We start from the raw sequence: 25385 nt of genomic DNA on the forward strand, positions 1-25385 counted from the left end.
ATTTAAAGAACCTGCTTTTTTATTTAATAGATTTTAATAAAAATATTAATTATTCTTCGTTTTATAATCTGGTAAAGAATTTGCAAAAATCACGACACCAACCCCAGCAATAAATAAACCGCCAAAGAAGTACATTGCAGCTGCATGGGTTCCGTTGTTAGAATCGGCTGGATTAAAAGAAACAGCAGGGGTTAAAACCACAGCTCCTAATAAGATTAATGCTCCAATAACAATTATGGCAATCCCAAGTGTTTTTTTCATCTTTTTAAATTTGAATGTGGCAAATATAATAAACTGTTTAAATTTTAATCACAATTATTTTAAATAGAATTTTCAAACGCTATTTAAATTTCCTCGTTATTTTTTTATTCATAAAATGGATTATAAAAAAATTCAACTTTGTTTACACAAAAATTAGCTGGTTAAAAATGATTTTAGTTTTATTTTTAAATATTTAAGATCATAAACTTAAATGCAGTTTTAATCATTCACTAAAATTCAATTCAAAAGGGCTAATTCTCTCAACTATGATAGTATAATAATCTTGTTTAGAATTATTCTAAATTATTAATACACGTCATGAATTTGTCAGCCCATGACTAAATAATTATACTTTTGTCCATCGGAAATGTTTATAGGACAATGTCAATAACACATTTTTAAACCCTAATATTTTAATTTAGTGTATAAGAAACTCAATATGAGAAACTTCTCATCTGACTTTAGAAGATTTTTAAGACCTTTTGTTATAGTTACAGCTATTGCATTGGGTGCTCTAGGTTCATCATTTATTCAAACTGCCCCTGCAGATACTTCAAAAACTGCTGCCCCTACTGTTGCTGGTGCTGCCCCAACTGGAGGAGATGCTGCAGCAGCTGGCTCTACGGTAGCTGGTGATCCTAAAGCTGGCGAAGCATTGTTTAAGGCTAATTGTACTTCCTGCCATGCGCTTAATAAAAGAGTATTGGGTCCTGCGTTGGCCGGAATAAATCAGAAATACAATGATCAGACTTATTTAACTAAGTGGATCAAAAACTCTCCTGCAATGATTGCATCTGGCGATAAAAGGTCTGTTGCAATTTATGAAGAATACAATAAAGCTGCGATGACACCATTTCCTCAATTTAGTGATGGAGATGTAGAGAATATTTTAGCTTATATACAAATAGAAGGGGATAAAAAACCCGACGCTGTTGCAGCAGGAGCCACTGGTGCCACAACAACTGCAGAATCTGGAGTAAGTGATTTTATGCTGATAGGTTTAATTGCAGTCGTTATTATTGCTTTTCTAGTTATACTGGTATTAAATAGAGTTATAGGAACTCTAGAGCGTTTATTACTTAAAAAAGGAACAGATATTATCTTAATAGAAGATGATGAGAATGATAACGCAGAGCCAAAGGATAGATTAGCCACCGTAAAGAAATTAGCAAAGAATAAAAAGTTAGTGGCTTTTGTTGTTATAGCCATTATAATTACATTAGGTTCTTTCGGTTGGATGGGTTTATGGAATACTGGTGTACAACAAGGTTACCAACCAGTTCAACCTATTAAATTTTCTCACCAGCTACATGCTGGTACAAATCAAATACAATGTCAATATTGTCACTCTGGAGCTTGGAAATCTAAAAATGCTACAATTCCTTCTTTAAACATTTGTATGAATTGTCATAAATACGTACAAGCAACTGAGAAATATAATGGAGAAATTTCACCAGAAATTTCTAAAATTTATGCAGCATTAGATTATAGTCCAGAGACACAAAAATACGGAGATAATCCAAGACCTATTGAATGGGTTAGAATTCATAATTTACCTGATTTAGCTTACTTCAATCATTCTCAACACGTAAAAGTTGCGGGTATTGCTTGTCAAAAGTGTCATGGTCCTATTCAAGAGATGCAAGAAGTTTATCAATATTCTCCACTTACTATGAAATGGTGTATCAATTGTCATAAACAAACTGAGGTTAACTCAAAAGGGAATCCATATTATGATAAGGTAATTGCCGCTCATGAGAAGATCAAAAAAGGAGAAAAAGTTACTGCAGCGGTTTTAGGTGGTCTTGAATGCGGTAAATGTCATTATTAATAGTTAGCAACAAAACATTACAGTCTTATATAGCTTAAATGGAGCGCACAAAAAAATATTGGAAAGGTTTAGAAGAAGTTCAAAAAACCACTGATTTCGTTGAAAAAAATAAACACGAATTTGCTGAACCACTTCCTGTAGAAGAATTATTAGAAGGTTCTGGTTTAAATGCATCTACGCCTCGTAGAGATTTTTTAAAAGCAATGGGTTTTGGATTAGGAGCAGTAAGCTTAGCGGCTTGCAACGTTGCTCCAGTTGTAAAATCTGTTCCTTATTTAATTAAACCAGAAGAGGTTACACCAGGTATCCCAAATTTTTATAATTCTAGTTACAAAGGCGGAAGTATCATTGTTAAAACACGTGAAGGCCGTCCTATTAAAATAGAAGGTAACCCAAAATGTATCATTAATAATGGAGGTTTAAATGCGCAAGCACAAGCTGCTGTTTTAGATTTATATGATATTTCAAAATTAAAAGGTCCTGTTTTTAACGGAGTTGATAAATCTTGGGAAGAAATTGATAATCATGTTAAGCAAGAACTAGCTAAAGTTCAAGCTTCTGGTAAATCAATTGTTTTAGTAAGTAATACTGTTAGCAGTCCATCAACAAAAGCAGCTATTGCAGATTTTTCTGTTGCTTATCCAGCAACAAAACATGTCATGGTAGATCCAGTTTCTTATTCTGGAATATTAAAAGCAAACCAGGCAAGTTTTGGTAAAGCTGTTTTACCTCAGTATCGTTTTGATAAAGCAAATGTAATCGTAAGTTTTGGTGCAGATTTCTTAGGTTCCTGGATTTCTCCTGTTCAATTTACTAAACAATATGTAAAGAATAGAAATCTAGCCTCTTTAGAAGAAAAGAAAATGTCTCGTCATATCCAGTTTGAATCTGGTTTGAGTTTGACAGGTACCAAAGCTGATTCAAGAATAGCTATAAAATTATCAGAAGAAGGACCAGCATTATTAAATTTATATGCAGCCATAACTGGTGCATCTAATGGAGGTGCTTCACTTTCAGCAAATAATGCAGCGGATGCAGCTGTAAAATTAGTAGCCCGAGAACTATTAGCAGCAAAAGGCGCTGCTTTGGTAGTTTCAGGATCTAATGATGTGGCCATTCAGAATATAGTAAACTCAATTAACAGTGCTTTAGGCGCTTACGGAACTACTATCGATTTAGATAATCCTTCTTATCAATATTTGGGAGATGATGCTGCTTTTGCAATTTTGCTATCAGATATGAAAGCAGGGAAAGTAGGAGCGGTAATGTTTTTAAATTCTAATCCAGCTTACTTCTCATCTGCGGCTAAAGATTTTGCAGAAAATATTAAAAAAGTAAATCTAACAATCTCATTTGCTGATAGAATAGACGAAACAGCTTCGCTATGTCAAATTACAGCTCCAAATAGTAATTTTTTAGAAAGTTGGGGAGATGATAATGTAGTTGATGGATATTTCACTATCGTTCAACCTACCATTAATCCAATATACAATACGCGTCAAGCCGAAATGAGCATGCTGAAATGGGCTAATAGTCCAGTTCAAGATTATTACTCTTATGTAAGAGCGAATTGGGAGAAAACAGTTTTAGCTTCTGCAGGATTAAAGTGGGATGATATACTACAGTCCGGTTTTGTAACAATTGCTGCTAAGCCAATGGTTACCACTCAAACTGTAGCTGATGTTTCTAATTCAGTTTCGACTATTATTAAACAAAGTAAATCACTAGAAAAAGATATTCAATTACAAGTCTATCAATCAGTAGCAATAGGTTCTGGTGAGCAAGCTAACAATCCTTTTTTACAGGAAACTCCAGATCCGGTATCAAAAGTAACTTGGGACAATTATGTAGCCATCAATCCAAAATATGCTCAGTCATTAGGATTGGCTCAGTATGATATTGTAACTGTAAAAGGTTCTAACTATTCTATTGATTTACCAATACTTCACCAACCTGGTCAAGCTCAAGGAACTGTTTCAGTTGCTTTAGGATATGGTAGAAAAAATGCTGGTAAAGTAGGTGATAACGTTGGTCAAAATGCCTATCCATTCTTAAGTTTGTTAAATGGCACACTTCAAAATAATACTACTGTTACTTTAACTAAAACAGGTGGTTATGAAGAACTGGCACAAACACAAACTCACCATACTTTTGAGGGTAGAAGTATTATAAATGAAGCTTCTTTTGCAGAATATAAAAAAGATCCAGCACATGGAAGTGGTAATCATGGTAAAAAGCATGAAACCCATGATCTTTGGAATAAATATGATCAACCTGGTCATAATTGGGTTATGGCTATTGATTTAAATGCTTGTACTGGTTGTGGTGCTTGTATTGTTGCCTGTAATGCAGAAAATAATGTACCTGTTGTTGGTAAAGATGAAGTAAGACGTAGAAGGGAAATGCATTGGATACGTATAGATAGGTACTATACATTTGATGATGGCGGAAAGCAATTAACTGAGGAGGATGCTATCGTAGAAATGGAAGGTAATATGGAAAATATTTCTGTAGTACACCAACCAATGATGTGTCAACATTGCGAACATGCACCTTGCGAAACAGTTTGTCCAGTTTTAGCAACTGTACACTCAAATGAAGGTATTAATCATATGGCTTATAATCGTTGCGTTGGAACTAGATACTGCGCAAATAACTGTCCATATAAAGTACGTCGTTTTAATTGGTTTAATTACTGGAACGATTCAAGATTTGATAACTACCTAAATAATGAATTTACACAATTGGTATTAAATCCAGATGTTACCACTCGTTTCCGTGGAGTAATGGAGAAATGCTCAATGTGTGTACAACGTATACAAGCAGGTAAACTAAAAGCAAAAATAGAGAAAAGAACTTTGGCAGATGGCGATGTAAAAGTTGCATGTCAGCAAACTTGTCCTGCAAATGCAATTGTGTTTGGAGATGCAAATGACCCTAATTCTGAAGTTTCAAAAGCATTAACTAATGAAAGAACTTATTATGTTTTGGAAGAGTTAAACGTACAATCTGGAGTGGGTTACATGACAAAAATCACAAATAAAGGATTACAAGAAGCTTAATATTTAAACATAATTTAAAATATGTCATCTCATAACGAATCAATATTAAGAGAACCATTAATTACTGGTAAAGACATTACCTACGCAAAAATAACGGAGGATGTTTTATGGCCAGTAGAAAATAAGCCAAATAGAGCTTGGTGGATAGGTTTTATAGTTGCTGCTATGGGCGCCTGCCTTTGGCTTTTTGCTGTAAGTTATACATTTTGGAATGGAATAGGAGCTTGGGGATTAAACAAGACCGTAGGTTGGGCCTGGGATATTACGGGTTTCGTATGGTGGGTAGGTATTGGTCACGCTGGAACATTAATTTCAGCTGTATTATTGCTATTCCGTCAAAAATGGAGAAATTCAATTAACAGATCTGCAGAGGCGATGACTATTTTCGCTGTAATCTGTGCTGCTACTTATGTTGTGTCTCACATGGGTCGTCCATGGTTAGCTTATTGGCCTTTACCATTACCAAATCAATTTGGTTCATTATGGGTTAATTTTAACTCACCATTGGTTTGGGACGTATTTGCCATTTCTACTTATTTTTCTGTTTCATTAGTGTTTTGGTACGTTGGTTTATTGCCTGATATTGCTACTATTAGAGACCGAGCAACAGGTTTAAAAAGAAGAATTTATTCAATCTTATCTTTTGGATGGAATGGTTCAGTAAAATCTTGGCAAAGATTTGAAACTGTTTCATTAATATTGGCAGGTGTAGCTACACCTCTTGTACTTTCTGTACATACTATAGTATCTATGGACTTTGCAACTTCTGTAATTCCTGGATGGCACACCACTATTTTTCCTCCTTACTTTGTAGCAGGAGCAATCTTTTCTGGATTTGCAATGGTTCAAACCTTATTATTAGTTACAAGAAAAGTGTTAGGATTAGAGAATTACATCACCATGTTCCATATAGAATCAATGAATAAAATTATTGTTTTAACAGGTTCAATTGTAGGTGTAGCTTATTTAAGTGAATTTTTTGTGGCTTGGTACTCTGGAGTAGAAGGCGAACAATATACTTTCATCCATAGGTTTACAGGTCCATATTGGTGGGCAGGTTGTATGATGTACGGATGTAATGTGGTAATGCCTCAATTATTCTGGTTTAAAAAGATAAGAACTAATATTGCAATTTCATGGTGTTTATCTATTATAGTAAACATCGGTATGTGGTTTGAGCGTTTTGTGATTATTGTGCTTTCGTTACATAGGGATTACTTGCCATCAAGTTGGGCAATGTTTTATCCAACATGGGTAGATATTTCGATTTTTATTGGGTCTATCGGAGTGTTTTTTACTTTATTCCTGTTGTTTATTAGAGTATTGCCTTCAGTAGCAATGGCTGAGGTTAGACTATTGCTTAAAACATCATCAGAACAAGCTAAAAAGAAGTTAATTGCCGAGGGTAAAGTAAATAAAGAAGAAGTTGAATACTACGTGGAATCTTTAGATAGCTATGATAGTGTAGAACAAGCGGATTACGTAAAAATATAATAATGAGCGATATTAAATATATTTTAGGCTTATTTGAAGATCCAGATGAGATGTTACATGGGATTGATAAGCTACAAGAAAATAACATCGGTATATATGATGTTTATACACCTATGCCTATTCATGGTATTGAAAATAAATTAGGTGTTAAAAGAAGTAGACTTGATATAGTGGCATTTATTTGCGGTATAACAGGAACCTTTACCGGATTTGGAATGATTTACTACATGATGGCAGTAGATTGGCCAATGAACATTGGAGGTAAACCAAATTTTGCTATTCCAGATTTTATTCCAATTACTTTTGAATTAACAGTTCTTTTTTGTGCTTTTGGGATGGTTTCTGCATTCTTTTTCAGAACCCATTTATTTCCAGGAAGAGCACCACGAGTTATGGAATTAAGAGCTAGTGCTGACAGATTTGTAATCGCAATTGATGCAAAAAAAGGTTTCGACAGCCAAAAAATTGATGAATTATTAAAAGAAGCAGGTGCTATTGAGATTAAGCACAATGATAGAAAATATGTTAGCTATGAATAAAACAAATATTTTAGGTTTAGCTATTATTATGGTAGCAGTAGCTACTATTTTAAGCTCTTGCCATGATAAACGCAGTAGAGGTTTAGAGTATGCCCCTAACATGTATTATCCAATTGCATATAATCCAGATCAAAAAAATCCAATTTTTGAAAATGGAATTTCAGCTCAGGTACCACCAATTGGTACAACCCCAATCGGATTTACAAAATTTGACGAATTTCCAAATACTCCGGAAGGCTACACAGCTGCTAGTACAGGAATTACTAATCCTCTACCGGTAACAAAAAAGAATTTGGTAGAAGGTCAGCAATTATATATTGCAATGTGCGGTCCTTGTCATGGACCAAAAGGAATGGGTAATGGTCATATTGTTGAGTTAGGAAAATTTCCAGCTCCACCATCGTATTCTACCGGTAACTCCTCTAGAGGTGGAGCTATGAACCAGTTAACTGACGGAAAAATTTATCATACTATACAGTACGGATTAAACTTAATGGGTTCTTATTCTTCCCAACTATCTCCAGAAGAGAGATGGAAAGTTATCATGTATGTTCATCAATTACAAAAACCACAATAATCGAATATCAAAAATATGGGAGCTTATCATCATTCATATAATTTATCAGAAACATTTGACTTTAGTGGTAAAGTTAAAACCCTTAGCATAATTGGAGTTATAGTTGGGATTATTGCTGTAGCGTATGGTTTCTTCACAGGACATACAGAGCGAACTTTCTTAAACTTATTATTAATGAGTTATTACTTTACTTGTGTTTGTTCTGCGGGAGTTTTCTTCTGTGCGATACAATTTGTAGCTCAAGCAGGATGGTCAGCATCTTTGTTAAGAGTACCACAAGCTTTTGGTAGGGTTTTACCTATAGCAAGTATAATCTTGATTATTGTTGTTGCTTCAGGTTTATTTACTCATAACCTCTACCACTGGAACACTCCAGAGGGTTCAGAAGAATTTAGTGCTTCTAAAGCTATTTATTTAAGTCCAATTTTCTTCTTAGTAAGAATTGTATTGTTTTTAGCAGCCTACAGCATTTTTGCCGGGATTTTAACAAAAGCTTCTGTAAATGAAGATTTACATGGAGGATTAAATAGTTATAAAAAAAGCATTAAGTTTTCAGCAATCTTTTTGGTGATTTTTGGTTTCACCACTCCTATATGGGCATTTGATACGATAATGTCTTTAGAAGCTGAATGGTTTTCTACAATGTTTGGTTGGTACAATTTTGCTGCAATGTGGGTTTCTGGTTTAGCAGCAATAACCATAACAGCCATTTTATTAAAAAAGGCTGGATATTTAAGCTGGATAAATGAAAATCATTTTCACAATTTGGGTCAGTTTGTTTTTGGTTTCTCCATATTCTGGACTTACATCTGGTTCGCACAGTTTCTGTTAATTTATTATGCTAATATTCCAGAAGAAACGGTTTATTTCTATAAAAGGCTAGAAGGTTTTTATATGCCACTGTTCTGGTTAAATTTAATTATCAACTTTTTGTCACCAGTTTTAATTTTAATGTCAAGAGACGCTAAGAGAAAAACAAATATGTTATTAGTTGTTTGTATAATATTATTGTGCGGTCATTGGTTAGATTATTATATGATGATTATGCCTGGTACATTAGGAGAAGAAGCAGGATTTGGTATTATAGAACTTGGAACGATAATAGGCTTTGTTGGATTATTTACATTTTCAGTTTTAACAGCAGTTAGTAAAGTTCCGTTGGCACCTAAAAATCATCCTTTTTTAGAAGAAAGTTTAAATCATCAAATTTAATTTGATATTAAGAAATGAACATTTATAAGTTTTTAAATATGAAAAAAATCTTCTCATTATTTGCATTGTTAGCTTTAGCTTTTAATCAGGTTATGGCTCAAGATGCGGTAGCCGGTGCGGTAGAAGAAACAAGTAAAACCGATGGATTAGCCAAAATGGTTAGTTATTATCTTTTAATCTTTCTTTTAATTTGTGTTTTTATTGGTATTGTAGGCAAAATTCTTGCTATTTATGATTTAACCAAAAAAATTCAAGGTAAAAAGGAAGGCATTAAATGGGATAATATTAATGGGCTTATTTTTGCGATATTTTTAGTATTAGGTTTATATGGATCTTATTGGTGTTACACCGTACAAGGCGCCCAAATATTACCTGATGCGGCATCTGAACATGGAGCTAAAATAGACTCAATGTTGAATATCACCCTAATCTTAACAACCATTGTTTTTGTTATAACACATATTTTACTTTTCACTTTTGCTTATCGTTATAAATTCAGTAAAAAGAAAAAAGCATACTACTATCCACATAATAACACATTAGAAAAATATTGGACTATTACGCCTGCAATTGTTTTAACTGTTTTAGTATTAATGGGTTTCTTTACTTGGAGAGGAATTACAAATATTTCTAAAAATGAAATGGCCAGTGCTATTCAAGTCGATGTTACAGCACATCAATTTGCCTGGGAAGTTAGATATGCAGGTAATGATAATATCGCTGGAAACAAAAGTTATAAACTTATTGGCAGTCTTAATGGTTTAAACAATTTGGGTTTAGATTTGTCTGATAAAAGGAATTATGATGATTTAAAAGTAACAGAAATTGTACTTCCTGTAAATAAGTCGGTAAGATTTACTTTAGGTTCACAAGATGTTATCCATAGTTTCTATATGCCTGATTTTAGAGTGCAGATGAATTGTGTTCCTGGAATGGCAACTTTTTTTCAATTTACACCCACAATTACTACTGCAGAAATGCGTGAGAAAACAAGCGATGGAAAATATAACTATCAATTATATTGCGCAAAAATTTGCGGTGGTTCCCATTACAACATGAAATTTGCTGTTAAAGTTGTTTCTCAAAAAGAATACAATGAATGGATTAAAGAACAAAAACCTATCGTTACAGACGATATGAAAAAGGAATATCAATTAGCCATGAAAGATAATTTGGCAACAGAAAATAAAATTGCATTAAATAATTAAGATTAAAACTGAAAGAGATTATGTCCACAATTGCAATTCCCAACTCAGCAACAATGCATCATGATGATCATGCTCATGAACATCATAAAGAAACTTTCTTAACTAAATATATTTTTAGTCAGGATCATAAAATGATTGCCAAACAATTTTTAATTACTGGTATCATTATGGGCGTTATCGCAATGACGCTTTCAATACTTTTTAGAATTCAGCTTGCTTACCCAGATCAAAGTTTTCCATTATTGGAAGTATTACTTGGTAAATTTGCACCAGAAGGAAGATTAGACCCAAACTTTTATTTGTCTTTAGTAACAATACATGGTACCATTATGGTATTTTTTGTATTAACTGCCGGCTTAAGTGGTACGTTTTCTAACCTTTTAATCCCATTACAATTAGGAGCTAGAGATATGGCATCCCCATTTATGAACATGCTTTCATATTGGTTATTCTTTTCTGCTAGTGTAATTATGTTATCTACATTCTTCATTGAATCAGGACCTGCTGGAGGCGGATGGACTATATATCCACCTTTATCGGCTTTACCTAAAGCGATGCCTGGCTCAGGTTTAGGAATGACATTATGGTTAGTTTCAATGATTTTATTTGTTGCTTCTTCGTTAATGGGAGGTATTAATTACGTTTCTACGATTTTAAACATGCGTACTAAAGGAATGGATTTATGGAAAATGCCCCTAACAATTTGGGCTTTCTTCTTAACAGCCATTTTAGGAATTTTATCATTCCCAGTTTTAGTGGCAGGGGTAGTTTTGTTAATTTTCGATAGAAGTTTTGGAACCTCATTTTACTTATCGGATATATATATTGGCGGTCAGGCTTTAGCTAATGAAGGTGGTAGTCCCATTTTATGGGAACATTTATTTTGGTTCTTAGGACATCCAGAAGTATACATTGTAATTATGCCTGCAATGGGAATTGCATCAGAAGTAATGTCTGTGAATTCCAGAAAACCAATTTTCGGATACCATGCCATGGTATATTCTTTAATAGGAATCACGGTATTGTCGTTTATAGTTTGGGGTCATCATATGTTTGTTACTGGGATGAATCCATTTCTTGGAGGAGTATTTATGATTACCACATTAATCATTGCAGTTCCTTCAGCTGTTAAAACATTTAATTGGTTGGCTACTTTATGGCGAGGTAACATAAGATTTACCCCAGCAATGTTATTTGCAATTGGTCTAGTTTCATTTTTCATATCTGGTGGTTTAACTGGTATCTGGTTAGGAAATGCCGCTTTGGATATTAATTTACATGATACATATTTTGTTGTTGCTCACTTTCACTTAGTTATGGGTTCAGCAGCGATATTTGGAATGTTGGCTGGAATTTATCATTGGTTTCCAAAAATGTTTGGAAGATTAATGAATCCTAAATTAGGATATTTACATTTTTGGCTAACATTTGCTTCTGCGTATCTTGTTTTCTTTCCGATGCACTTTATGGGTTTAGACGGTGTGCCAAGAAGATATTATGCTTTTACAGAGTTTGAATCAATGCAAAAATGGTTATCTGTAAATGTATTTATTACTTGGGCTGCAATTTTAGGTGCGGTTGCACAGGTTGCTTTCTTATTTAATTTCTTTTATTCAATATTTTTTGGTGAGAAATCAACCCAAAATCCTTGGCAAGCTAATACTTTAGAGTGGACTACACCAGTTGAAAGAATCCACGGAAATTGGCCAGGAGAAATTCCAACTGTTTATAGATGGTCTTATGATTATAGTAAGCCAGGCCATGATGAGGATTTCATTACTCAAGATACTCCATTGTCTGCAACTATGAGTTCAAATCTTCCTCATGATTTTGAAGGAAATGAAGAAGCGGAAAGAATTCAAGAGCAATGGAATATTGAACATAAAAATGTTGATAGTAGAGAAGAAGTTAAATAATTCTTTTTTCTAAATGTTTTTTAATTGGGGTATCATACTTTAAGTAGATACCCCAATTTTATAAAGTAAAAATGTATTCCAAGACAGAAAAATCATTTTTAAGAGTAAATCTAATTACCATCATTTCTTTATTTTTCTTGATTCTTGCAGGAGGTGTTGTAAGAAGTTCTGGATCTGGAATGGGTTGTCCTGATTGGCCAAAATGTTTTGATCATTATATACCACCAACAGATGTTTCTGGACTTCCTGTAGATTATAAAGAGAAATATGTAACTCAAAGATTAATAAAAAACGAAAGGTTTGCTAAACTTTTAGATAAATCTGGGTATGCTGATTTAGCTATTAAAGTAAGAAATGATAAATCGATTAAGATACCTGAAGAATTTAATGCTGTTAAAACTTATACAGAATATATTAATCGTTTAATCGGTGCCTTAACAGGATTGCTTTTATTATCAACTTTTATTTTATCAATTAGATTATTAAAGGTTAGGAAAAGAGTTTTTTGGTTGAGTGGAATTAATCTTTTGTTGGTATTGTTTCAAGCTTGGTTAGGGTCTATAGTTGTTTCAACTAATTTAATGGCTTGGATTATAACCGTTCATATGTTAGTTGCAATCTTAATCTTAGCAGTAACTATTTATACTTATTTCGATATAAAGAATTATAGAAATGCTGATTTTAATAATAATAAGGTTTACATCGGAATGAAAATATTTATGTTGCTAATTACCATATTATCTATAATTCAAATTACAGTGGGCACAGAAGTTAGAGAAGAAGTTGATGCTGTTCAAAGTCGATTTACCGAATTAAATAGAGGCGAATGGTTAAATGAAGTGGGACAAGTTTTTACACAACATAAAGAATTAGCTATGATATTACTAATTTCGAATGGATTATTATTCTTTCTATTAAAAAGAGGAAACAATTATAATATCAAAACCGTTTTGTATGGCAAGTACATTATTTTTTTATTACTATTTCAAATCTTAACGGGTTTGATACTTTCAAATTTTAGTCTAACACCCTGGGGGCAGGCGCCTCATATTTTATTAGCAACTTTAATGTTTAGTGCACAATTTTATTTACTTCTCATTTTATTTAAAAAGCCTCTTTTAATTAATAACAATTGAATACATTTTTAAAAGATTTTAAAAATTTAGTTAAACTAAGATTAACCTTTTTAGTAGTATTTTCTGCATCAATTTCTTTTTTGATAGCAGAAGAAAGCCGTGTTGCCATTAATTGGACAAGCTGGGTAAAATTAATAATAGGAGGATTTTTAGTTACTTCTGCTGCTAACGGATTTAATGAGATTATTGAAAAAGACTTAGATAAGTTAATGCAAAGAACTGCTGATCGTCCTTTACCTTCAGGAAGGATGAATACTGGACAGGCTTTAGTATTAAGTTTAATAATGGGTGTTTTTGGAACATTCTTATTAGGAAGCTTAAATATATTAACAGGCTTACTTTCTGTTTTCTCTATATTTTTTTATGCATTTATTTACACTCCATTAAAAAGAAAATCTCCAATTGCGGTTTTTGTTGGAGCAATTCCTGGTGCATTGCCACCTCTAATTGGTTATGTTGCAGCACATGGATATATAGATCATATTGCTTTAATTTTATTTGGAATTCAGTTTGTATGGCAATTTCCACATTTTTGGGCTATAGCATGGGTTTTAGATGATGACTATAAAAGAGCTGGATTTAGATTATTACCAACTACTAAAAGAGATAAAACTAGTGCTATAATAACTTGGCTTTCTACATTAATATTAATTCCAGTCAGTTTATTGCCCACTTATTATGGTTTTGGAGGTAATGTAATAGCGATCGTATCAATAGTTGCAGGATTAGCCTTTTCTTATCAAGCTTTAGTTTTGGTAAATAGATTAGATATTAAATCGGCAAGAAGCTTAATGTTTGGTAGCTTTTTATATTTGCCGATAGTTCAATTAGTTTTATTATTTAATTTAATATAAAAATGGTTTTAAATAAGGAAATAGACAGATACAATCTTCAACCTAAAAAATTTATTCTTTGGTTGTTCATCGTTTCATCTATTATATTTTTTGCTGGTTTAACAAGTGGATTCATTGTTTATACTGGTGATGTTGGAAAAACATTAAACGTTCAGTTACCAAATGTTTTTATTTACAGCACAGCAGTTATTATATTAAGTAGCCTTACTTTGCATTGGTCTTTTTTACAGAATAAAAAATTAAGATTTACTCAGCAAAGATTAGGTTTGTGGCTGACATTTGTTTTAGGAGTAGTTTTTATTGGTTTACAAATATATGGGTGGTCAGTTTGGACTAATTTAGGAGTGTTTTTTATCAATTCTAATGCTTCAATTAGTTTTGTTTATGCATTTACTTTTTTACATATTATACATATTATTGCGGGCTTAATTATCTTAATTGCTGCAATTATAGGTAGTTATGGTAATTTGCCAAACGTTAAGAATACCTTTAGAATGGAAATTTCTTCTATTTTTTGGCATTTTGTAGATATTCTATGGATTTATTTATACCTTTTCTTACTTTTGAACCAGTAAAATTTTACTTAGAATTTACAACTTTTATATTTAATGGATACAGTAGCAAAATTAGACGAAGTTAAAACCTCACCTTGGTCAGGTGGAAGGTCTCCATTTCAAGTGGAGTACGGAAAATTGATGATGTGGTTTTTCTTGTTATCAGATGCTTTTACATTCTCTGCATTTTTAATTTATTACGGTGCACAACGCTTTAGTAAAATGACATGGCCAGATCCTGATAAGGTTTTCCAATCAATACCTGGCATTACAGATACAGGAGCTCCATTGGTTTTTGTAGGTATCATGACATTTATTTTAATTGCCAGTTCTGTAACTATGGTATTGGCTGTAGAAGCTGGTCATAGAAATTCAAAAAAGGAAGTAATTTGGTGGATGGTTGCTACTATTATTGGTGGCTTTATGTTCTTAGGCTGCCAAGCTTTAGAATGGTCTCACTTACATCATGAAGGTTTTTGGTGGGGAGAAATTCCTGGCCCAGAGGTATTAAAAGAGCTTGGTGCCGACACAGTTAGCGCACATCAATTTGCGAATCTATTCTTTACAATAACTGGTTTTCATGGTTTTCACGTTTTTACTGGAGTATTAATTAATGTGATCATTTTATTTATGACTATGGCTGGTGTATTTGAAAAACGTGGTCATTATTTAATGATAGAGAAAGTGGGACTATACTGGCACTTTGTAGATTTGGTTTGGGTATTTGTATTTACTTTCTTTTATTTAGTTTAACTTAATATTACTATAATGTCATCAGAACATAGCAATTTAGAGCATGCAGAACAGCATGAGACAATGTCTAAATCACAAATTTGGAAAGTTTTTTTTATTCTTTTAGGAGTAACTGTTGTTGAGTTTATATTCGCATTAGCTATACCCGATACTATAATTCCACAGTTTATTAAAAATTTTGTATATATAATTTTAACATTGGTTAAAGCATTTTATATAGTAGCATTTTTTATGCATTTAAAATTTGAAAAATATACTATGATTGTAGGGGTAACACTGTCTTTTATCTTCATCATTTACTTCATAATTTTAATGCTTTCGGAAGGTAATTATCTACATCAACACATGAATGTATAGGAATAAATTTCCGTTAGCAAAAATTTTAATCCTGGTAACCATATTGGCAGTACCAGGATTTTTATATTATTTACTTCAGGAAAAGGGAAAAAATAGGTATAAACCATTGCCAATTTTTGGTCCGAAACAGGTATCATCAACTTTTCATGTCAAACGTGGTGTTAAAATTCCTGATACAATTTATCATCAAATTCCCTCTTTAAAATTAAAAACCTCAAATGGAGAATTATTAAATATTCAAGATTTTAAGGGTAAGCTTACAATCGTTAATTTTTTCTATAGTAATAACAAAGAAATTGTTCCTAGAATTAATGAGGGACTTTTAAGTTTATACAAAGAGTATAATGATAATAATTTGATTAGGTTTTTATCTATTTCGGTGGATCCAAAGTCTGACAGTATTCCAGTCTTATTTCAGTATGCTAAAAAATTAAACGCAAAGAAAGGAAAGTGGGAAATTGTCACCACAGATACAACAACGTTATATCCTATAATTAGAAATCAATTTTTCGTTAACGTATTAAAAGACCCACAAAATCAGTCTAGATTTATTTTTAGTGATAAACTGATTCTTTTAGATGCTGAACAAAGAATAAGAGGATATTATACTGCTACTTCTTATAATGATATTAAAAGGTTAAGCGATGAAACAAAGGTGATGATTACCGAAGAATTAAGGAAAATTAAAGCAGAATAATAAAACCTTAATGTTTTTTAAATGTTTATAGATCAATGAGCGATAAATTTATTTTTAGATTGATAATTGGGATTTCAATCTTTGTTTTTTTAGTAGTAGTTATTTTAAACCGAAAAATTATCCCTGTAACTATAGAGATACCAAGTTTTGTTTATTTTTTACCAAAACTAAATGCTTTTATTAACGGTACATGCAGTATACTACTTTTGGTTTCTTTATACTTTATCAAAAACAAAAATATTACAGCTCATAAAAGAACCAACATCATCACTTTTATATTATCCTCTTTGTTTTTGGTTTCTTATATCTTGTTTCATTATTTCGCTCCAGAAACTAAATTTGGAGATTTAAATAACGACGGAGTTTTAAATTCAAAAGAAATTGTATCGTCTGGCAATCTACGATATGTTTATTATGTTATTTTAATTACACATATTGTTTTGGCTGCTGGTGTTTTACCCCTAATTTTACTAAGCTTTTTTAGGGGCTTAAAAATGCAGGTAGAACGCCATAAAAAATTAGTTAGATGGACTTTTCCTATTTGGCTTTATGTTACTGTAACCGGAGTGATTGTTTATGTGATGATTTCTCCATATTATAATTTTTAATTTTTACGATTATGAAAATTTTAAAACTGTTAAGTATCCTTTTTTTTATTGGAGGATTAATTTTAATAAGTAATAGCTCATTTGCTCAATGTGCAATGTGCCAAGCAACTGTCGAATCAAATTTAAAAGGAGGAGGTACAGCTGCAGCCGGTTTAAATAAAGGAATTATGTACTTATTGGCAGCTCCATACGTTGTTGTTAGTGGAATTGGTTTACTTTGGTATAAAAAATATCGTAAAAAAGATGTAGCCATAGATATTAAAGAGCAAAAGATTAACTTAAATTAATTTACAGTCCCAATCATTAATCCTGATTGGGTTTTTTATTTATGCCATGGTAAAAACACCTCAATTACAAGCATTACTTCATGCTAAATGTCCAAGATGCAGAAGAGGAGAGATGTTTAAAACCAGTATGTACGGTTTCAAATCCCAAAAAATGTACGATAATTGCCCAAAATGTAATCTTCGCTACGAGATTGAGCCAGGGTATTTTTACGCAGCAATGTATGTTGGCTATGCTTTTAATGTAGCATTAGCAGTAACTGTTGGTATTGTAACCTATCTCATCACAGGAGAACAAGAGTCACCTTGGATATATGTTATCACCATATTTTTATTCTCATTAGTGTTAGCTCCCCTTAATTTCAGATATTCAAGAGTAATATTATTATATTGGCTTTCGCCGAAGATAAAATACTTGGAACATTACGACCATGATTAAAAAAGAAACTTTTCAATTTTTGAAAGATTTGATGGCCAATAATGATAGAGATTGGTTTCAAGAAAATAAAGCGAAATACGAAGAAGCCAGGCAAAACGTAGAAGAATTTGCTGATGAGATTTTAATAGAAATAAAAAAAATAGACTCCAGCATTCCACCCGAGTTTTCTGGTAAAAAATCTATGATGCGAATTTACAGAGATGTAAGATTTAGCAAGAATAAACTGCCTTATAAAAACAATTTTGGCATTGGCATTTCCTCGACCGGTAAAGGAGGTGATAATCCTGGTTATTATATTCAGATACAACCAGGAGAAAGTTTTGTAGCTGGTGGATATTGGATGCCACAAGCCGATCATCTAAAAGCTATCAGACAGGAAATTGATTATAACACTCAAGATTTTTTAAAAATTATAGAATCCAAGGAATTTGTAGCCCACTTTGGTGGTTTAAATCAAGAAGATAAACTTAAAACTACACCTAAAGGTTATGATGCAGAGCATGAATATATAGAATTATTGAGATTAAAAAGCTTTACGGTTTTTGAAAAATTAAATGATAATGTATTGAATTCATCTAAAGCTGTTGAAACTATCGTTGAATCTTTAAAAATGATCAACCCACTTACTGTATTTCTAAAACAAGCCATCGGAAATAATTAAATTCTCAAATTAATAGATAAATGAAAAAATCAGCACTTATAGCCATAATCACACTTTTGTTCTTAAGTTCTTGTGTGGTTTTATCTAAAAAGAAATATGAAAAACTAATTGCTCAAAAAGATTCTCTAAGTAAAGGGTGGGATGCAGAGCAGATTATGACGGCTTCCTTAAATGAACAAATTAAATCTTTACAGAGAGATACTTCAGATTTAAAAGCAAAAATTGCAGATTATCAATCTCAATTAGAAGGTTTAAATACAAATTATGCAACATTAAGAAATAACACGTCTTCAGAAATTACCAAACTTTCTGGCGATTTACAAAAACGTGAAGCAAGATTAAAAGAAGTAGAAGAGATTTTAAAAAAGCGTGATGAAGCCACCAACGCTTTAAAGGAAAAATTACAAAAAGCGCTTTTAGGGTTTCAGCAAAACGGCTTAACTGTTGAAATTAAGAATGGAAAAGTATATGTTTCCTTAACGGATAAACTATTATTTAGTACAGGTTCAATCATAATTGATGATAAAGGAAAACAAGCTTTACAAGAGTTAGCTAAAGTTTTAAATACCCAACCAGAAATTAATATCGCTGTAGAAGGTCATACCGATAATCAAAAGGTGGGTAATTTAGGTCAGATTAAAGACAATTGGGATTTAAGTGTTTTAAGGGCAACTTCGGTAGTGCGTTACCTTACAGATTTACAAAGCATCAGTCCAGAGAGATTAACTGCCACAGGCAAAGGACAATATCAACCAATTGGGTTGGCAAATACGCCAGAAGATAGAAGCAGAAATAGAAGGATAGAAATTGTACTATCACCAAAATTGGATGAACTTTATAATCTCATAAAATAATATTTGGAGTTTAAATAGCATTAAGAAATCCGAGACAAAATCTCGGATTTTTTATTTTACTAAATTTTAGAAATTAATTTACCTCAAATTTTTTAGGATCAGTTCTAAATGACAATTTAATGTTTAACTTATTTTAAAAACTCCTAAACAAAACAAATCATTTAATCGTTAACAAGGCAATGAATCAAAAACAAAAAGTTGCAGTATATCGCAAAGAGCATTTTAACGCTGCTCATAGATTAAATAATCCAAATTGGAGTGATGAACGCAATCAATCCGTATATGGTAAATGCAATAATCCCAACTATCACGGGCATAATTATGATTTAATAGTGAAAGTTAGTGGTTTTGTTGATGAAGAAGTTGGTTACTTGATGGATCTGAAAATATTATCAGACCTCATAAAAGAAAAAATACTAGATAGGTTCGATCACATGAACCTTAATCTAGATGTAGAAGAATTTAAAAAACTAAATCCAACTGCCGAAAATATCGCAATGGTAATTTACGATCAATTAAGATCAGAAATAAATACAGATTTAGACTTGAAGATAACCTTATTTGAAACTGAAAGAAACTATGTTGAATACCCCGCTTAACACTTATCCGCAAGAGGATATTTTAATTGACGCTATTGGTGACGACCATGTTGGTACTGCTTATGATACTCCTTTACGGGAAGACGCATTTAAATTAGATGATGCCACAAAAGTTGAAATGATAGAAAAGCATTTCAAAAGCATTATGGAAATTATGGGTTTAGATTTAACTGATGACAGTTTAAAAGGAACTCCAAAAAGAGTAGCCAAAATGTACATCAAAGAAATTTTTAGTGGTTTAAATCCAGCTAATAAGCCAGAAGTTAAGTTGTTTGATAACAAATATCAATACAACCAAATGTTAGTAGAAAAAAATATTACTCTTTTTAGCAATTGCGAGCATCATTTTGTGCCAATTATTGGAAAGGCTCACGTTGCCTACATTAGTAGCGGTAAAGTGATAGGTTTATCTAAATTAAATAGAATTGTACAATACTATTCTCAAAGACCACAAGTACAAGAGCGTTTAAATATTCAGATAGCTAACGAATTAAAAAAGGTTTTGAATACTGAAGATGTTGCAGTGGTAATTGAAGCAGATCATTTATGTGTTTCTTCAAGAGGAATCAGGGATACTGGAAGCTCAACCGTTACATCAGAATATGGTGGTAAATTTTTAGATTATGAAACTCGTAACGAATTTTTAAAATACATAGCATGAATTATTTAGTTATTGGGGGAAGCTCTGGAATTGGTTTAGCGTTAGTTAAAAAACTTTTAAAAGAAGGAAACGATGTTTATGCAGCTTCACGCCATAAAGGAGATTTGCCAGATGAAGCTAAATTTATCGAGTTAGATGTTTTAGAAAATGTAGATAGTTTAAAATCGGCTTTGCCAGAAACTATTGATGGACTTGCATATTGCCCAGGAACAATTAATTTAAAGCCATTTGCCAGGTTAAAGGAAGAAGACTTTTTAAACGATTATAAAGTAAATGTATTGGGTGCTGTCAAAGTAATCCAAAATGTTATCAATAATTTAAAAAATTCTACAGGTGCATCCATTGTTTTATTTAGTACGGTTGCCGTACAACAAGGGATGGGTTTTCATGCCAGTATTGCAGCAGCAAAAGGGGCAATAGAAGGATTAACTAAATCTTTAGCGGCAGAATTTGTTGGGATGAAAATAAGAGTAAATGCCTTGGCGCCTTCATTAACGGCAACTCCTTTGGCAAATCAATTAATTTCAACACCAGAACGTAAAGAAGCATCAGATAAAAGACATCCATTAGGCAGAATTGGTACCGCAGAAGAGCTAGCGGATGCCGCTTTTTTCTTAATTTCACCTCAAAGCTCCTGGATAACAGGACAAATTTTAGGTATAGATGGCGGTATGTCATCAATTAAGAATTTATAAATGAGGCAGATTGACTCAGCAGAGATTTTGCAAATGGAACAACGTTTCCGCACTATTTTTATTAATAGTATTTCGGGATTTAAAAGTTTGCAAATGGTAGGTACTATCAATAATGGAGGGAATACCAATTTAGCGCTGTTTAGTTCAATTTTTCATGTTGGTGCAAATCCACCTTATTTAGGAATGGTTGTAAGACCAGATGGCAATGAACATGAAACCATTCAAAACATCATGTTCAATAATGTTTATACTTTAAATAATGTCATCAGTAACAATTATAAAAACGCTCATCAAACCAGTGCAAGGTATTTAGCGGGAGAATCGGAATTTAGTGCCTGTGATTTTACAGAAGAGTATATTGAAGGTTTTGCAGCTCCTTTTGTAAAAGAATCTAATATTAAAATTGGTCTCGAGTTTAAAGAATACCTACCTTTTCTTTTAAATAAAACCAAGATTGTTATCGGAGAAATAAAACATATTTTAATTGATGATGATTTAATTGGTGGGGATGGATTTGTTGATTTAAATATGGCAAATGCGGTAACATCAGCTGGTTTAGATGCTTATTACACCACAAACCCTTTGGCTAGGTTAAGTTATGCAAAGCCAGGAAAACAAGTGGAAGAGCTAAACGTTAATAATAAAAGAAATAATTAGGGCGTTCGAGCGGGCTATCCGCTGCAATCTTTTTTGTAAAAACAAAAAAGGATTTTCACTACTATCCCTAACGCAAAAAATATAAAAAATGGCAACTAAACAAAAAATACAAAACGACTACATTAATCATGTACTAACTGAGGGCAAAAAGCCAGCTACAGTATTTGCGTTTGCAAAAAAAAATAAGTTTCCGGAAGAAGAGTTTTATAAACACTTTGGTTCTTTTGATAGTATTGATGGAGAAATTTGGGCAGATTTATTTAGAGAAACCATAAAAGAAGTAAAATCTCAAGAAGTTTGGGAAACTTATTCTGCCAGAGAAAAAGCACTTTCTTTCTTTTATAGCTTTTTCGAACTTTTAAAAACTAAGAGAAGCTACGTAAATTACAGCACAGAAAACTTCAAAAAAGGCTTGCACACTCCAATGCAATTAAAATCAGGCAAAATTGTTTTTGAAGAATTTAGTCATGATTTAATTGAACAAGGATTAGAAACAGGAGAAATTGCCGATAGAAAATTCTTGACAGATAAATACAAAGATGCTTTATGGATTCAGCTAATGTTCGTTTTAAAATTCTGGCTTAAAGATTACTCCGCCAACTTCGAAAAAACAGATGAAGCCATTGAAAGAGGCATAAATGTAACTTTTGATTTATTACATACCACACCATTAGATAGTATTTTAGATTACGGTAAATTCTTGTTTCAAAATGCAGGTTTTAAAATGGGTTTTTAATTTAGTATTGAGAATAGAGTCTTGAGAATTGAGACTTCTGCTATTCCTAATATCTATTGTCTCAATTCTCATATCTAGCATCTCACATCTCAAAAAAAAATGAAAGAACAAAATAGTATACCAGCCAGTAAAGTAGCCCGTTCTGCAAAATTTGTAGGTACAGGTTTTAAAATTGGTGGTAATTATATCAAACATTATTCAAAGAAATTATTTAATCCAGAACTCACAAGAGATGAATTAAATGAGGATAATGCTGCTGATATTTACAGTTCTTTGAGCGAGTTAAAAGGAAGTGCTTTAAAGGTTGCCCAAATGCTTAGTATGGATAAAAATATCCTTCCAAAAGCTTATGTAGATAAATTTTCTTTATCACAATATAGTGCACCACCTTTAAGTGGGCCACTGATTATGCAAACTTTCAAAAAGCATTTTGGTAAAACACCAGATAAAATTTTTGATAAATTCGATTTAAAATCCACAAATGCAGCCTCAATTGGCCAAGTACACAAAGCCGAATTAAATGGAGAAAAACTAGCGGTAAAAATTCAATATCCTGGAGTAGGAAATTCTATTTCATCAGATTTGAAACTGATTAAACCATTCGCATTTCGCTTATTAGGAATGAGTGAAAAGGAATTGGATATCTACATGAAAGAAGTAGAGGAACGTTTGGTAGAAGAAACTGATTATGAGCTAGAAGTAGTCAATTCATTAAAGATTTCTAAGGCTTGTGCCGATTTACCAAATCTCATATTTCCAACATATTATAAAGAGCTTTCAGGTCCACGTATCATTACCATGAGTTGGATAGAAGGGCAGCATCTAAAAGAATTTTTAGCTACCAATCCCTCACAAGAATTAAAAAATAAAATAGGACAAGCACTTTGGGATTTTTACAATTTCCAACAGCATGAGTTAAGAGCAGTTCACGCTGACCCACATCCTGGAAATTTCCTAATTACTCCAGAAGGTAATTTAGGAATTATTGATTTTGGTTGCATTAAAACACTTCCCGATGATTTTTACTATCCATTCTTTTCTACCACTTCTACCGATTTATTAAATAATAAAGATGAAACAATCAAAGCTTTTAAAGCTTTAGAAATGATTTTACCAAAAGATAACCCACAACAAGTAGAATTTTACTATCAGGCTTATAAAGAAATGATTACACTTTTTGCACAACCATATATGAGTGGAGAATTTGATTTTAGTCAAACAGAATTCTTTGATTCATTATATGGGTTTGGAGAAAAAATTGCAAAAATGCCAGAATTTAAGCAAGCCAGAGGCGTTAAGCACTTTATCTATGTAAATCGCACCAATTTTGGGCTATATAATATTTTACATGAACTTGGTGCAAAAGTTAAAACTGATACTTACAAACCCCATGTAAAACTGGAGTTTTAATTTTAATCTATTCTATATTCTATTTTCAATCTCCTTATAATCAAGTCTTAAAAATTCAATTATAATATTCCTTTTACTATTATTAGTTTAGGGCATAATTTTAAAAATAATGAAAACAATAGACGATATAAATTTTTCAGGTAAAAAAGCTTTAATAAGGGTAGATTTTAATGTTCCTTTAGACGATAATTTTAACATTACCGATGATAAAAGGATGACGGCAGCTATGCCAACCATCAAAAAAATATTAAAGGATGGTGGCAGTATAATCTTAATGTCTCATTTAGGTCGACCTAAAGATGGACCAACTGATAAATATTCCTTAAAACATATTGTTCCTCATTTATCAGAACTATTGGGTACTGAAGTAGATTTTGCGGATGATTGTATCGGTAAAGAAGCCCAAGAAAAAGCAAAAAATCTAAAAATAGTTGGTGTTCTATTATTAGAAAATCTTCGTTTTTATAAAGAAGAAGAAAAAGGTGATGAAGCTTTTGCTGAAAAGCTATCTAAACTAGGTGATGTTTATGTAAACGATGCTTTTGGAACTGCTCACAGAGCACACGCATCTACAGCTATAATTGCAAAATTTTTCCCTGATGCGAAATACTTCGGCTACCTAATGGGTGCAGAATTAGCTAATGCAGAAAAAGTTCTAAATAATCCAAAACGCCCTTTTACAGCTATTATGGGCGGAGCTAAGGTTTCAGACAAAATTTTATTGATCGAGAAATTATTGGATAAAGTAGATAATTTATTAATTGGTGGCGGTATGACTTATACTTTTGTTAAGGCTAATGGCGGTAGTGTGGGTAAATCTTTAGTAGAGGAAGATAAATTAGATTTAGCCAAAGAGTTGATTAAAAAAGCCAATGAAAAAGGTGTAAAACTGGTTATCCCAACAGATTCAGTAATTGCAGATTCTTTTTCTAATGATGCTGAGACTGGAAATGCCTACAATGATCATATTAAAGACAGCTGGATGGGATTAGATATTGGCGATGATACGATTGAGAAATTTTCTGAAATCATCAAAAAATCTAAAACCATTTTATGGAACGGACCAATGGGGGTTTTTGAAATGTCTAAATTTGAGAATGGTACAAAGCAGATTGCTCATGCGGTTGTAGAAGCAACAGAAAATGGTGCATTTTCTTTAATTGGAGGTGGAGATTCAGCAGCAGCAGTTGCCAAGTTTGGTTATGAAGATGAAGTTAGTTATGTATCAACTGGTGGCGGTGCTTTATTAGAATATATGGAAGGAAAAGAATTGCCAGGTGTAAAAGCCATTATGGATTAAATTCCGATAATTTTCTTTTAAAAGCAGCGA

Annotated in this window: 27 protein-coding genes; 26 read left to right on the forward strand and 1 reads right to left on the reverse strand. The window is 32.3% G+C overall.

What is annotated here, in order from left to right:
• Positions 1–45 precede the first annotated feature (45 nt).
• Positions 46–261: a hypothetical protein gene (locus A5893_RS01060; RefSeq protein WP_068820684.1), complete on the reverse strand. Its 216-nt coding sequence runs from the start codon at positions 259–261 to the stop codon at positions 46–48.
• 439 nt (positions 262–700) lie between these two features.
• Here A5893_RS01060 and A5893_RS01065 point away from each other — a divergent pair, with 439 nt between their 5' ends.
• The 26 genes from A5893_RS01065 (at position 701) to A5893_RS01190 (ending at position 25355) form a co-directional block, all read left to right on the forward strand.
• Positions 701–2092 carry a cytochrome c3 family protein gene (locus A5893_RS01065; protein WP_068820685.1) on the forward strand — a complete coding sequence of 464 codons (1392 nt, stop codon included), beginning with the start codon at positions 701–703 and terminating at the stop codon, positions 2090–2092.
• Positions 2093–2130: 38 nt separating this feature from the next.
• Positions 2131–5154 (forward strand): TAT-variant-translocated molybdopterin oxidoreductase, encoded by a 3024-nt coding sequence (locus A5893_RS01070; RefSeq protein WP_068820686.1) that lies wholly within the window; start codon positions 2131–2133, stop codon positions 5152–5154.
• Positions 5155–5175: 21 nt separating this feature from the next.
• Positions 5176–6648, forward strand: a complete 1473-nt coding sequence (gene nrfD / locus A5893_RS01075; RefSeq protein WP_068820687.1) for an NrfD/PsrC family molybdoenzyme membrane anchor subunit — start codon at positions 5176–5178, stop codon at positions 6646–6648.
• 2 nt (positions 6649–6650) lie between these two features.
• Entirely contained in the window at positions 6651–7187 is a 537-nt protein-coding gene (locus A5893_RS01080; RefSeq protein WP_068820688.1) for a DUF3341 domain-containing protein, read from the forward strand.
• Positions 7180–7764: a c-type cytochrome gene (locus tag A5893_RS01085; protein WP_317040567.1), complete on the forward strand. Its 585-nt coding sequence runs from the start codon at positions 7180–7182 to the stop codon at positions 7762–7764. The genes A5893_RS01080 and A5893_RS01085 overlap by 8 nt, the downstream gene beginning before the upstream one ends.
• A 15-nt stretch (positions 7765–7779) precedes the next feature.
• Complete coding sequence (locus A5893_RS01090) at positions 7780–8976, forward strand: quinol:cytochrome C oxidoreductase (RefSeq protein ID WP_068820690.1); 1197 nt, start codon at positions 7780–7782, stop codon at positions 8974–8976.
• Positions 8977–9014: 38 nt separating this feature from the next.
• The gene (locus tag A5893_RS01095; RefSeq protein ID WP_232456783.1) at positions 9015–10184 is read left to right on the forward strand and encodes a cytochrome c oxidase subunit II; all 1170 of its coding nucleotides are present in this window, start codon (positions 9015–9017) and stop codon (positions 10182–10184) included.
• A 20-nt stretch (positions 10185–10204) separates the two neighbouring features.
• Positions 10205–12100, forward strand: coding sequence for a cytochrome c oxidase subunit I (locus A5893_RS01100; protein ID WP_198342235.1), 1896 nt, complete (start codon positions 10205–10207; stop codon positions 12098–12100).
• A gap of 71 nt (positions 12101–12171) precedes the next feature.
• A complete protein-coding gene (locus A5893_RS01105; RefSeq protein WP_068820692.1) occupies positions 12172–13236 on the forward strand; it encodes a COX15/CtaA family protein in 1065 nt (354 codons plus the stop codon).
• Positions 13233–14090: a heme o synthase gene (cyoE, locus tag A5893_RS01110; protein WP_068820693.1), complete on the forward strand. Its 858-nt coding sequence runs from the start codon at positions 13233–13235 to the stop codon at positions 14088–14090. Before A5893_RS01105 ends, cyoE begins: the two co-directional genes overlap by 4 nt.
• A 2-nt stretch (positions 14091–14092) precedes the next feature.
• On the forward strand, positions 14093–14665 hold the full coding sequence (locus A5893_RS01115) for a cytochrome c oxidase subunit 3 (RefSeq protein WP_068820694.1): 573 nt from the start codon (positions 14093–14095) through the stop codon (positions 14663–14665).
• A gap of 33 nt (positions 14666–14698) precedes the next feature.
• Positions 14699–15397, forward strand: coding sequence for a cytochrome c oxidase subunit 3 (locus A5893_RS01120; RefSeq protein WP_068820695.1), 699 nt, complete (start codon positions 14699–14701; stop codon positions 15395–15397).
• Positions 15398–15412: 15 nt separating this feature from the next.
• A complete protein-coding gene (locus A5893_RS01125) occupies positions 15413–15754 on the forward strand; it encodes a cytochrome C oxidase subunit IV family protein (protein WP_068820696.1) in 342 nt (113 codons plus the stop codon).
• Positions 15747–16451, forward strand: a complete 705-nt coding sequence (locus A5893_RS01130; RefSeq protein ID WP_068820697.1) for an SCO family protein — start codon at positions 15747–15749, stop codon at positions 16449–16451. Before A5893_RS01125 ends, A5893_RS01130 begins: the two co-directional genes overlap by 8 nt.
• Before the next feature lie 35 nt (positions 16452–16486).
• Positions 16487–17059, forward strand: a complete 573-nt coding sequence (locus tag A5893_RS01135; protein WP_068820698.1) for a DUF420 domain-containing protein — start codon at positions 16487–16489, stop codon at positions 17057–17059.
• Positions 17060–17070: 11 nt separating this feature from the next.
• Positions 17071–17346: a hypothetical protein gene (locus tag A5893_RS01140; protein WP_068820699.1), complete on the forward strand. Its 276-nt coding sequence runs from the start codon at positions 17071–17073 to the stop codon at positions 17344–17346.
• Between the two features lie 46 nt (positions 17347–17392).
• A complete protein-coding gene (locus tag A5893_RS01145) occupies positions 17393–17782 on the forward strand; it encodes a DUF983 domain-containing protein (RefSeq protein WP_068820700.1) in 390 nt (129 codons plus the stop codon).
• Positions 17775–18443 (forward strand): DUF2461 domain-containing protein, encoded by a 669-nt coding sequence (locus A5893_RS01150; RefSeq protein ID WP_068820701.1) that lies wholly within the window; start codon positions 17775–17777, stop codon positions 18441–18443. Before A5893_RS01145 ends, A5893_RS01150 begins: the two co-directional genes overlap by 8 nt.
• A 20-nt stretch (positions 18444–18463) precedes the next feature.
• A complete protein-coding gene (locus A5893_RS01155) occupies positions 18464–19297 on the forward strand; it encodes an OmpA family protein (RefSeq protein WP_068820702.1) in 834 nt (277 codons plus the stop codon).
• A gap of 179 nt (positions 19298–19476) precedes the next feature.
• Positions 19477–19896, forward strand: coding sequence for a 6-pyruvoyl trahydropterin synthase family protein (locus A5893_RS01160; RefSeq protein ID WP_068820703.1), 420 nt, complete (start codon positions 19477–19479; stop codon positions 19894–19896).
• Entirely contained in the window at positions 19859–20557 is a 699-nt protein-coding gene (gene folE / locus A5893_RS01165; protein ID WP_082911267.1) for a GTP cyclohydrolase I FolE, read from the forward strand. The genes A5893_RS01160 and folE overlap by 38 nt, the downstream gene beginning before the upstream one ends.
• Positions 20554–21252: an SDR family NAD(P)-dependent oxidoreductase gene (locus A5893_RS01170; RefSeq protein ID WP_068820705.1), complete on the forward strand. Its 699-nt coding sequence runs from the start codon at positions 20554–20556 to the stop codon at positions 21250–21252. The genes folE and A5893_RS01170 overlap by 4 nt, the downstream gene beginning before the upstream one ends.
• Positions 21253–21909 carry a flavin reductase family protein gene (locus A5893_RS01175; protein WP_068820706.1) on the forward strand — a complete coding sequence of 219 codons (657 nt, stop codon included), beginning with the start codon at positions 21253–21255 and terminating at the stop codon, positions 21907–21909.
• An 88-nt stretch (positions 21910–21997) separates the two neighbouring features.
• Positions 21998–22645, forward strand: coding sequence for a TetR family transcriptional regulator C-terminal domain-containing protein (locus tag A5893_RS01180; RefSeq protein WP_068820707.1), 648 nt, complete (start codon positions 21998–22000; stop codon positions 22643–22645).
• 99 nt (positions 22646–22744) lie between these two features.
• Positions 22745–24055 (forward strand): ABC1 kinase family protein, encoded by a 1311-nt coding sequence (locus tag A5893_RS01185; protein WP_068820708.1) that lies wholly within the window; start codon positions 22745–22747, stop codon positions 24053–24055.
• A 109-nt stretch (positions 24056–24164) separates the two neighbouring features.
• Positions 24165–25355 (forward strand): phosphoglycerate kinase, encoded by a 1191-nt coding sequence (locus A5893_RS01190; RefSeq protein ID WP_068820709.1) that lies wholly within the window; start codon positions 24165–24167, stop codon positions 25353–25355.
• Positions 25356–25385: the final 30 nt, after the last annotated feature.

The organism is Pedobacter psychrophilus, assembly GCF_001652725.1.
Classification (GTDB): domain Bacteria; phylum Bacteroidota; class Bacteroidia; order Sphingobacteriales; family Sphingobacteriaceae; genus Pseudopedobacter; species Pseudopedobacter psychrophilus.

What these genes read in the sequence shown, in the direction of transcription:
- A5893_RS01060 (WP_068820684.1), bottom strand. Translation starts at nt 261, where the DNA reads ATGAAAAAAACACTTGGGATTGCCATAATTGTTATTGGAGCATTAATC.
- A5893_RS01065 (WP_068820685.1), top strand. Translation starts at nt 701, where the DNA reads ATGAGAAACTTCTCATCTGACTTTAGAAGATTTTTAAGACCTTTTGTT.
- A5893_RS01070 (WP_068820686.1), top strand. Translation starts at nt 2,131, where the DNA reads ATGGAGCGCACAAAAAAATATTGGAAAGGTTTAGAAGAAGTTCAAAAA.
- nrfD (WP_068820687.1), top strand. Translation starts at nt 5,176, where the DNA reads ATGTCATCTCATAACGAATCAATATTAAGAGAACCATTAATTACTGGT.
- A5893_RS01080 (WP_068820688.1), top strand. Translation starts at nt 6,651, where the DNA reads ATGAGCGATATTAAATATATTTTAGGCTTATTTGAAGATCCAGATGAG.
- A5893_RS01085 (WP_317040567.1), top strand. Translation starts at nt 7,180, where the DNA reads ATGAATAAAACAAATATTTTAGGTTTAGCTATTATTATGGTAGCAGTA.
- A5893_RS01090 (WP_068820690.1), top strand. Translation starts at nt 7,780, where the DNA reads ATGGGAGCTTATCATCATTCATATAATTTATCAGAAACATTTGACTTT.
- A5893_RS01095 (WP_232456783.1), top strand. Translation starts at nt 9,015, where the DNA reads ATGAAAAAAATCTTCTCATTATTTGCATTGTTAGCTTTAGCTTTTAAT.
- A5893_RS01100 (WP_198342235.1), top strand. Translation starts at nt 10,205, where the DNA reads ATGTCCACAATTGCAATTCCCAACTCAGCAACAATGCATCATGATGAT.
- A5893_RS01105 (WP_068820692.1), top strand. Translation starts at nt 12,172, where the DNA reads ATGTATTCCAAGACAGAAAAATCATTTTTAAGAGTAAATCTAATTACC.
- A5893_RS01115 (WP_068820694.1), top strand. Translation starts at nt 14,093, where the DNA reads ATGGTTTTAAATAAGGAAATAGACAGATACAATCTTCAACCTAAAAAA.
- A5893_RS01120 (WP_068820695.1), top strand. Translation starts at nt 14,699, where the DNA reads ATGGATACAGTAGCAAAATTAGACGAAGTTAAAACCTCACCTTGGTCA.
- A5893_RS01125 (WP_068820696.1), top strand. Translation starts at nt 15,413, where the DNA reads ATGTCATCAGAACATAGCAATTTAGAGCATGCAGAACAGCATGAGACA.
- A5893_RS01130 (WP_068820697.1), top strand. Translation starts at nt 15,747, where the DNA reads ATGTATAGGAATAAATTTCCGTTAGCAAAAATTTTAATCCTGGTAACC.
- A5893_RS01135 (WP_068820698.1), top strand. Translation starts at nt 16,487, where the DNA reads ATGAGCGATAAATTTATTTTTAGATTGATAATTGGGATTTCAATCTTT.
- A5893_RS01140 (WP_068820699.1), top strand. Translation starts at nt 17,071, where the DNA reads ATGAAAATTTTAAAACTGTTAAGTATCCTTTTTTTTATTGGAGGATTA.
- A5893_RS01145 (WP_068820700.1), top strand. Translation starts at nt 17,393, where the DNA reads ATGGTAAAAACACCTCAATTACAAGCATTACTTCATGCTAAATGTCCA.
- A5893_RS01150 (WP_068820701.1), top strand. Translation starts at nt 17,775, where the DNA reads ATGATTAAAAAAGAAACTTTTCAATTTTTGAAAGATTTGATGGCCAAT.
- A5893_RS01155 (WP_068820702.1), top strand. Translation starts at nt 18,464, where the DNA reads ATGAAAAAATCAGCACTTATAGCCATAATCACACTTTTGTTCTTAAGT.
- A5893_RS01160 (WP_068820703.1), top strand. Translation starts at nt 19,477, where the DNA reads ATGAATCAAAAACAAAAAGTTGCAGTATATCGCAAAGAGCATTTTAAC.
- A5893_RS01170 (WP_068820705.1), top strand. Translation starts at nt 20,554, where the DNA reads ATGAATTATTTAGTTATTGGGGGAAGCTCTGGAATTGGTTTAGCGTTA.
- A5893_RS01175 (WP_068820706.1), top strand. Translation starts at nt 21,253, where the DNA reads ATGAGGCAGATTGACTCAGCAGAGATTTTGCAAATGGAACAACGTTTC.
- A5893_RS01180 (WP_068820707.1), top strand. Translation starts at nt 21,998, where the DNA reads ATGGCAACTAAACAAAAAATACAAAACGACTACATTAATCATGTACTA.
- A5893_RS01185 (WP_068820708.1), top strand. Translation starts at nt 22,745, where the DNA reads ATGAAAGAACAAAATAGTATACCAGCCAGTAAAGTAGCCCGTTCTGCA.
- A5893_RS01190 (WP_068820709.1), top strand. Translation starts at nt 24,165, where the DNA reads ATGAAAACAATAGACGATATAAATTTTTCAGGTAAAAAAGCTTTAATA.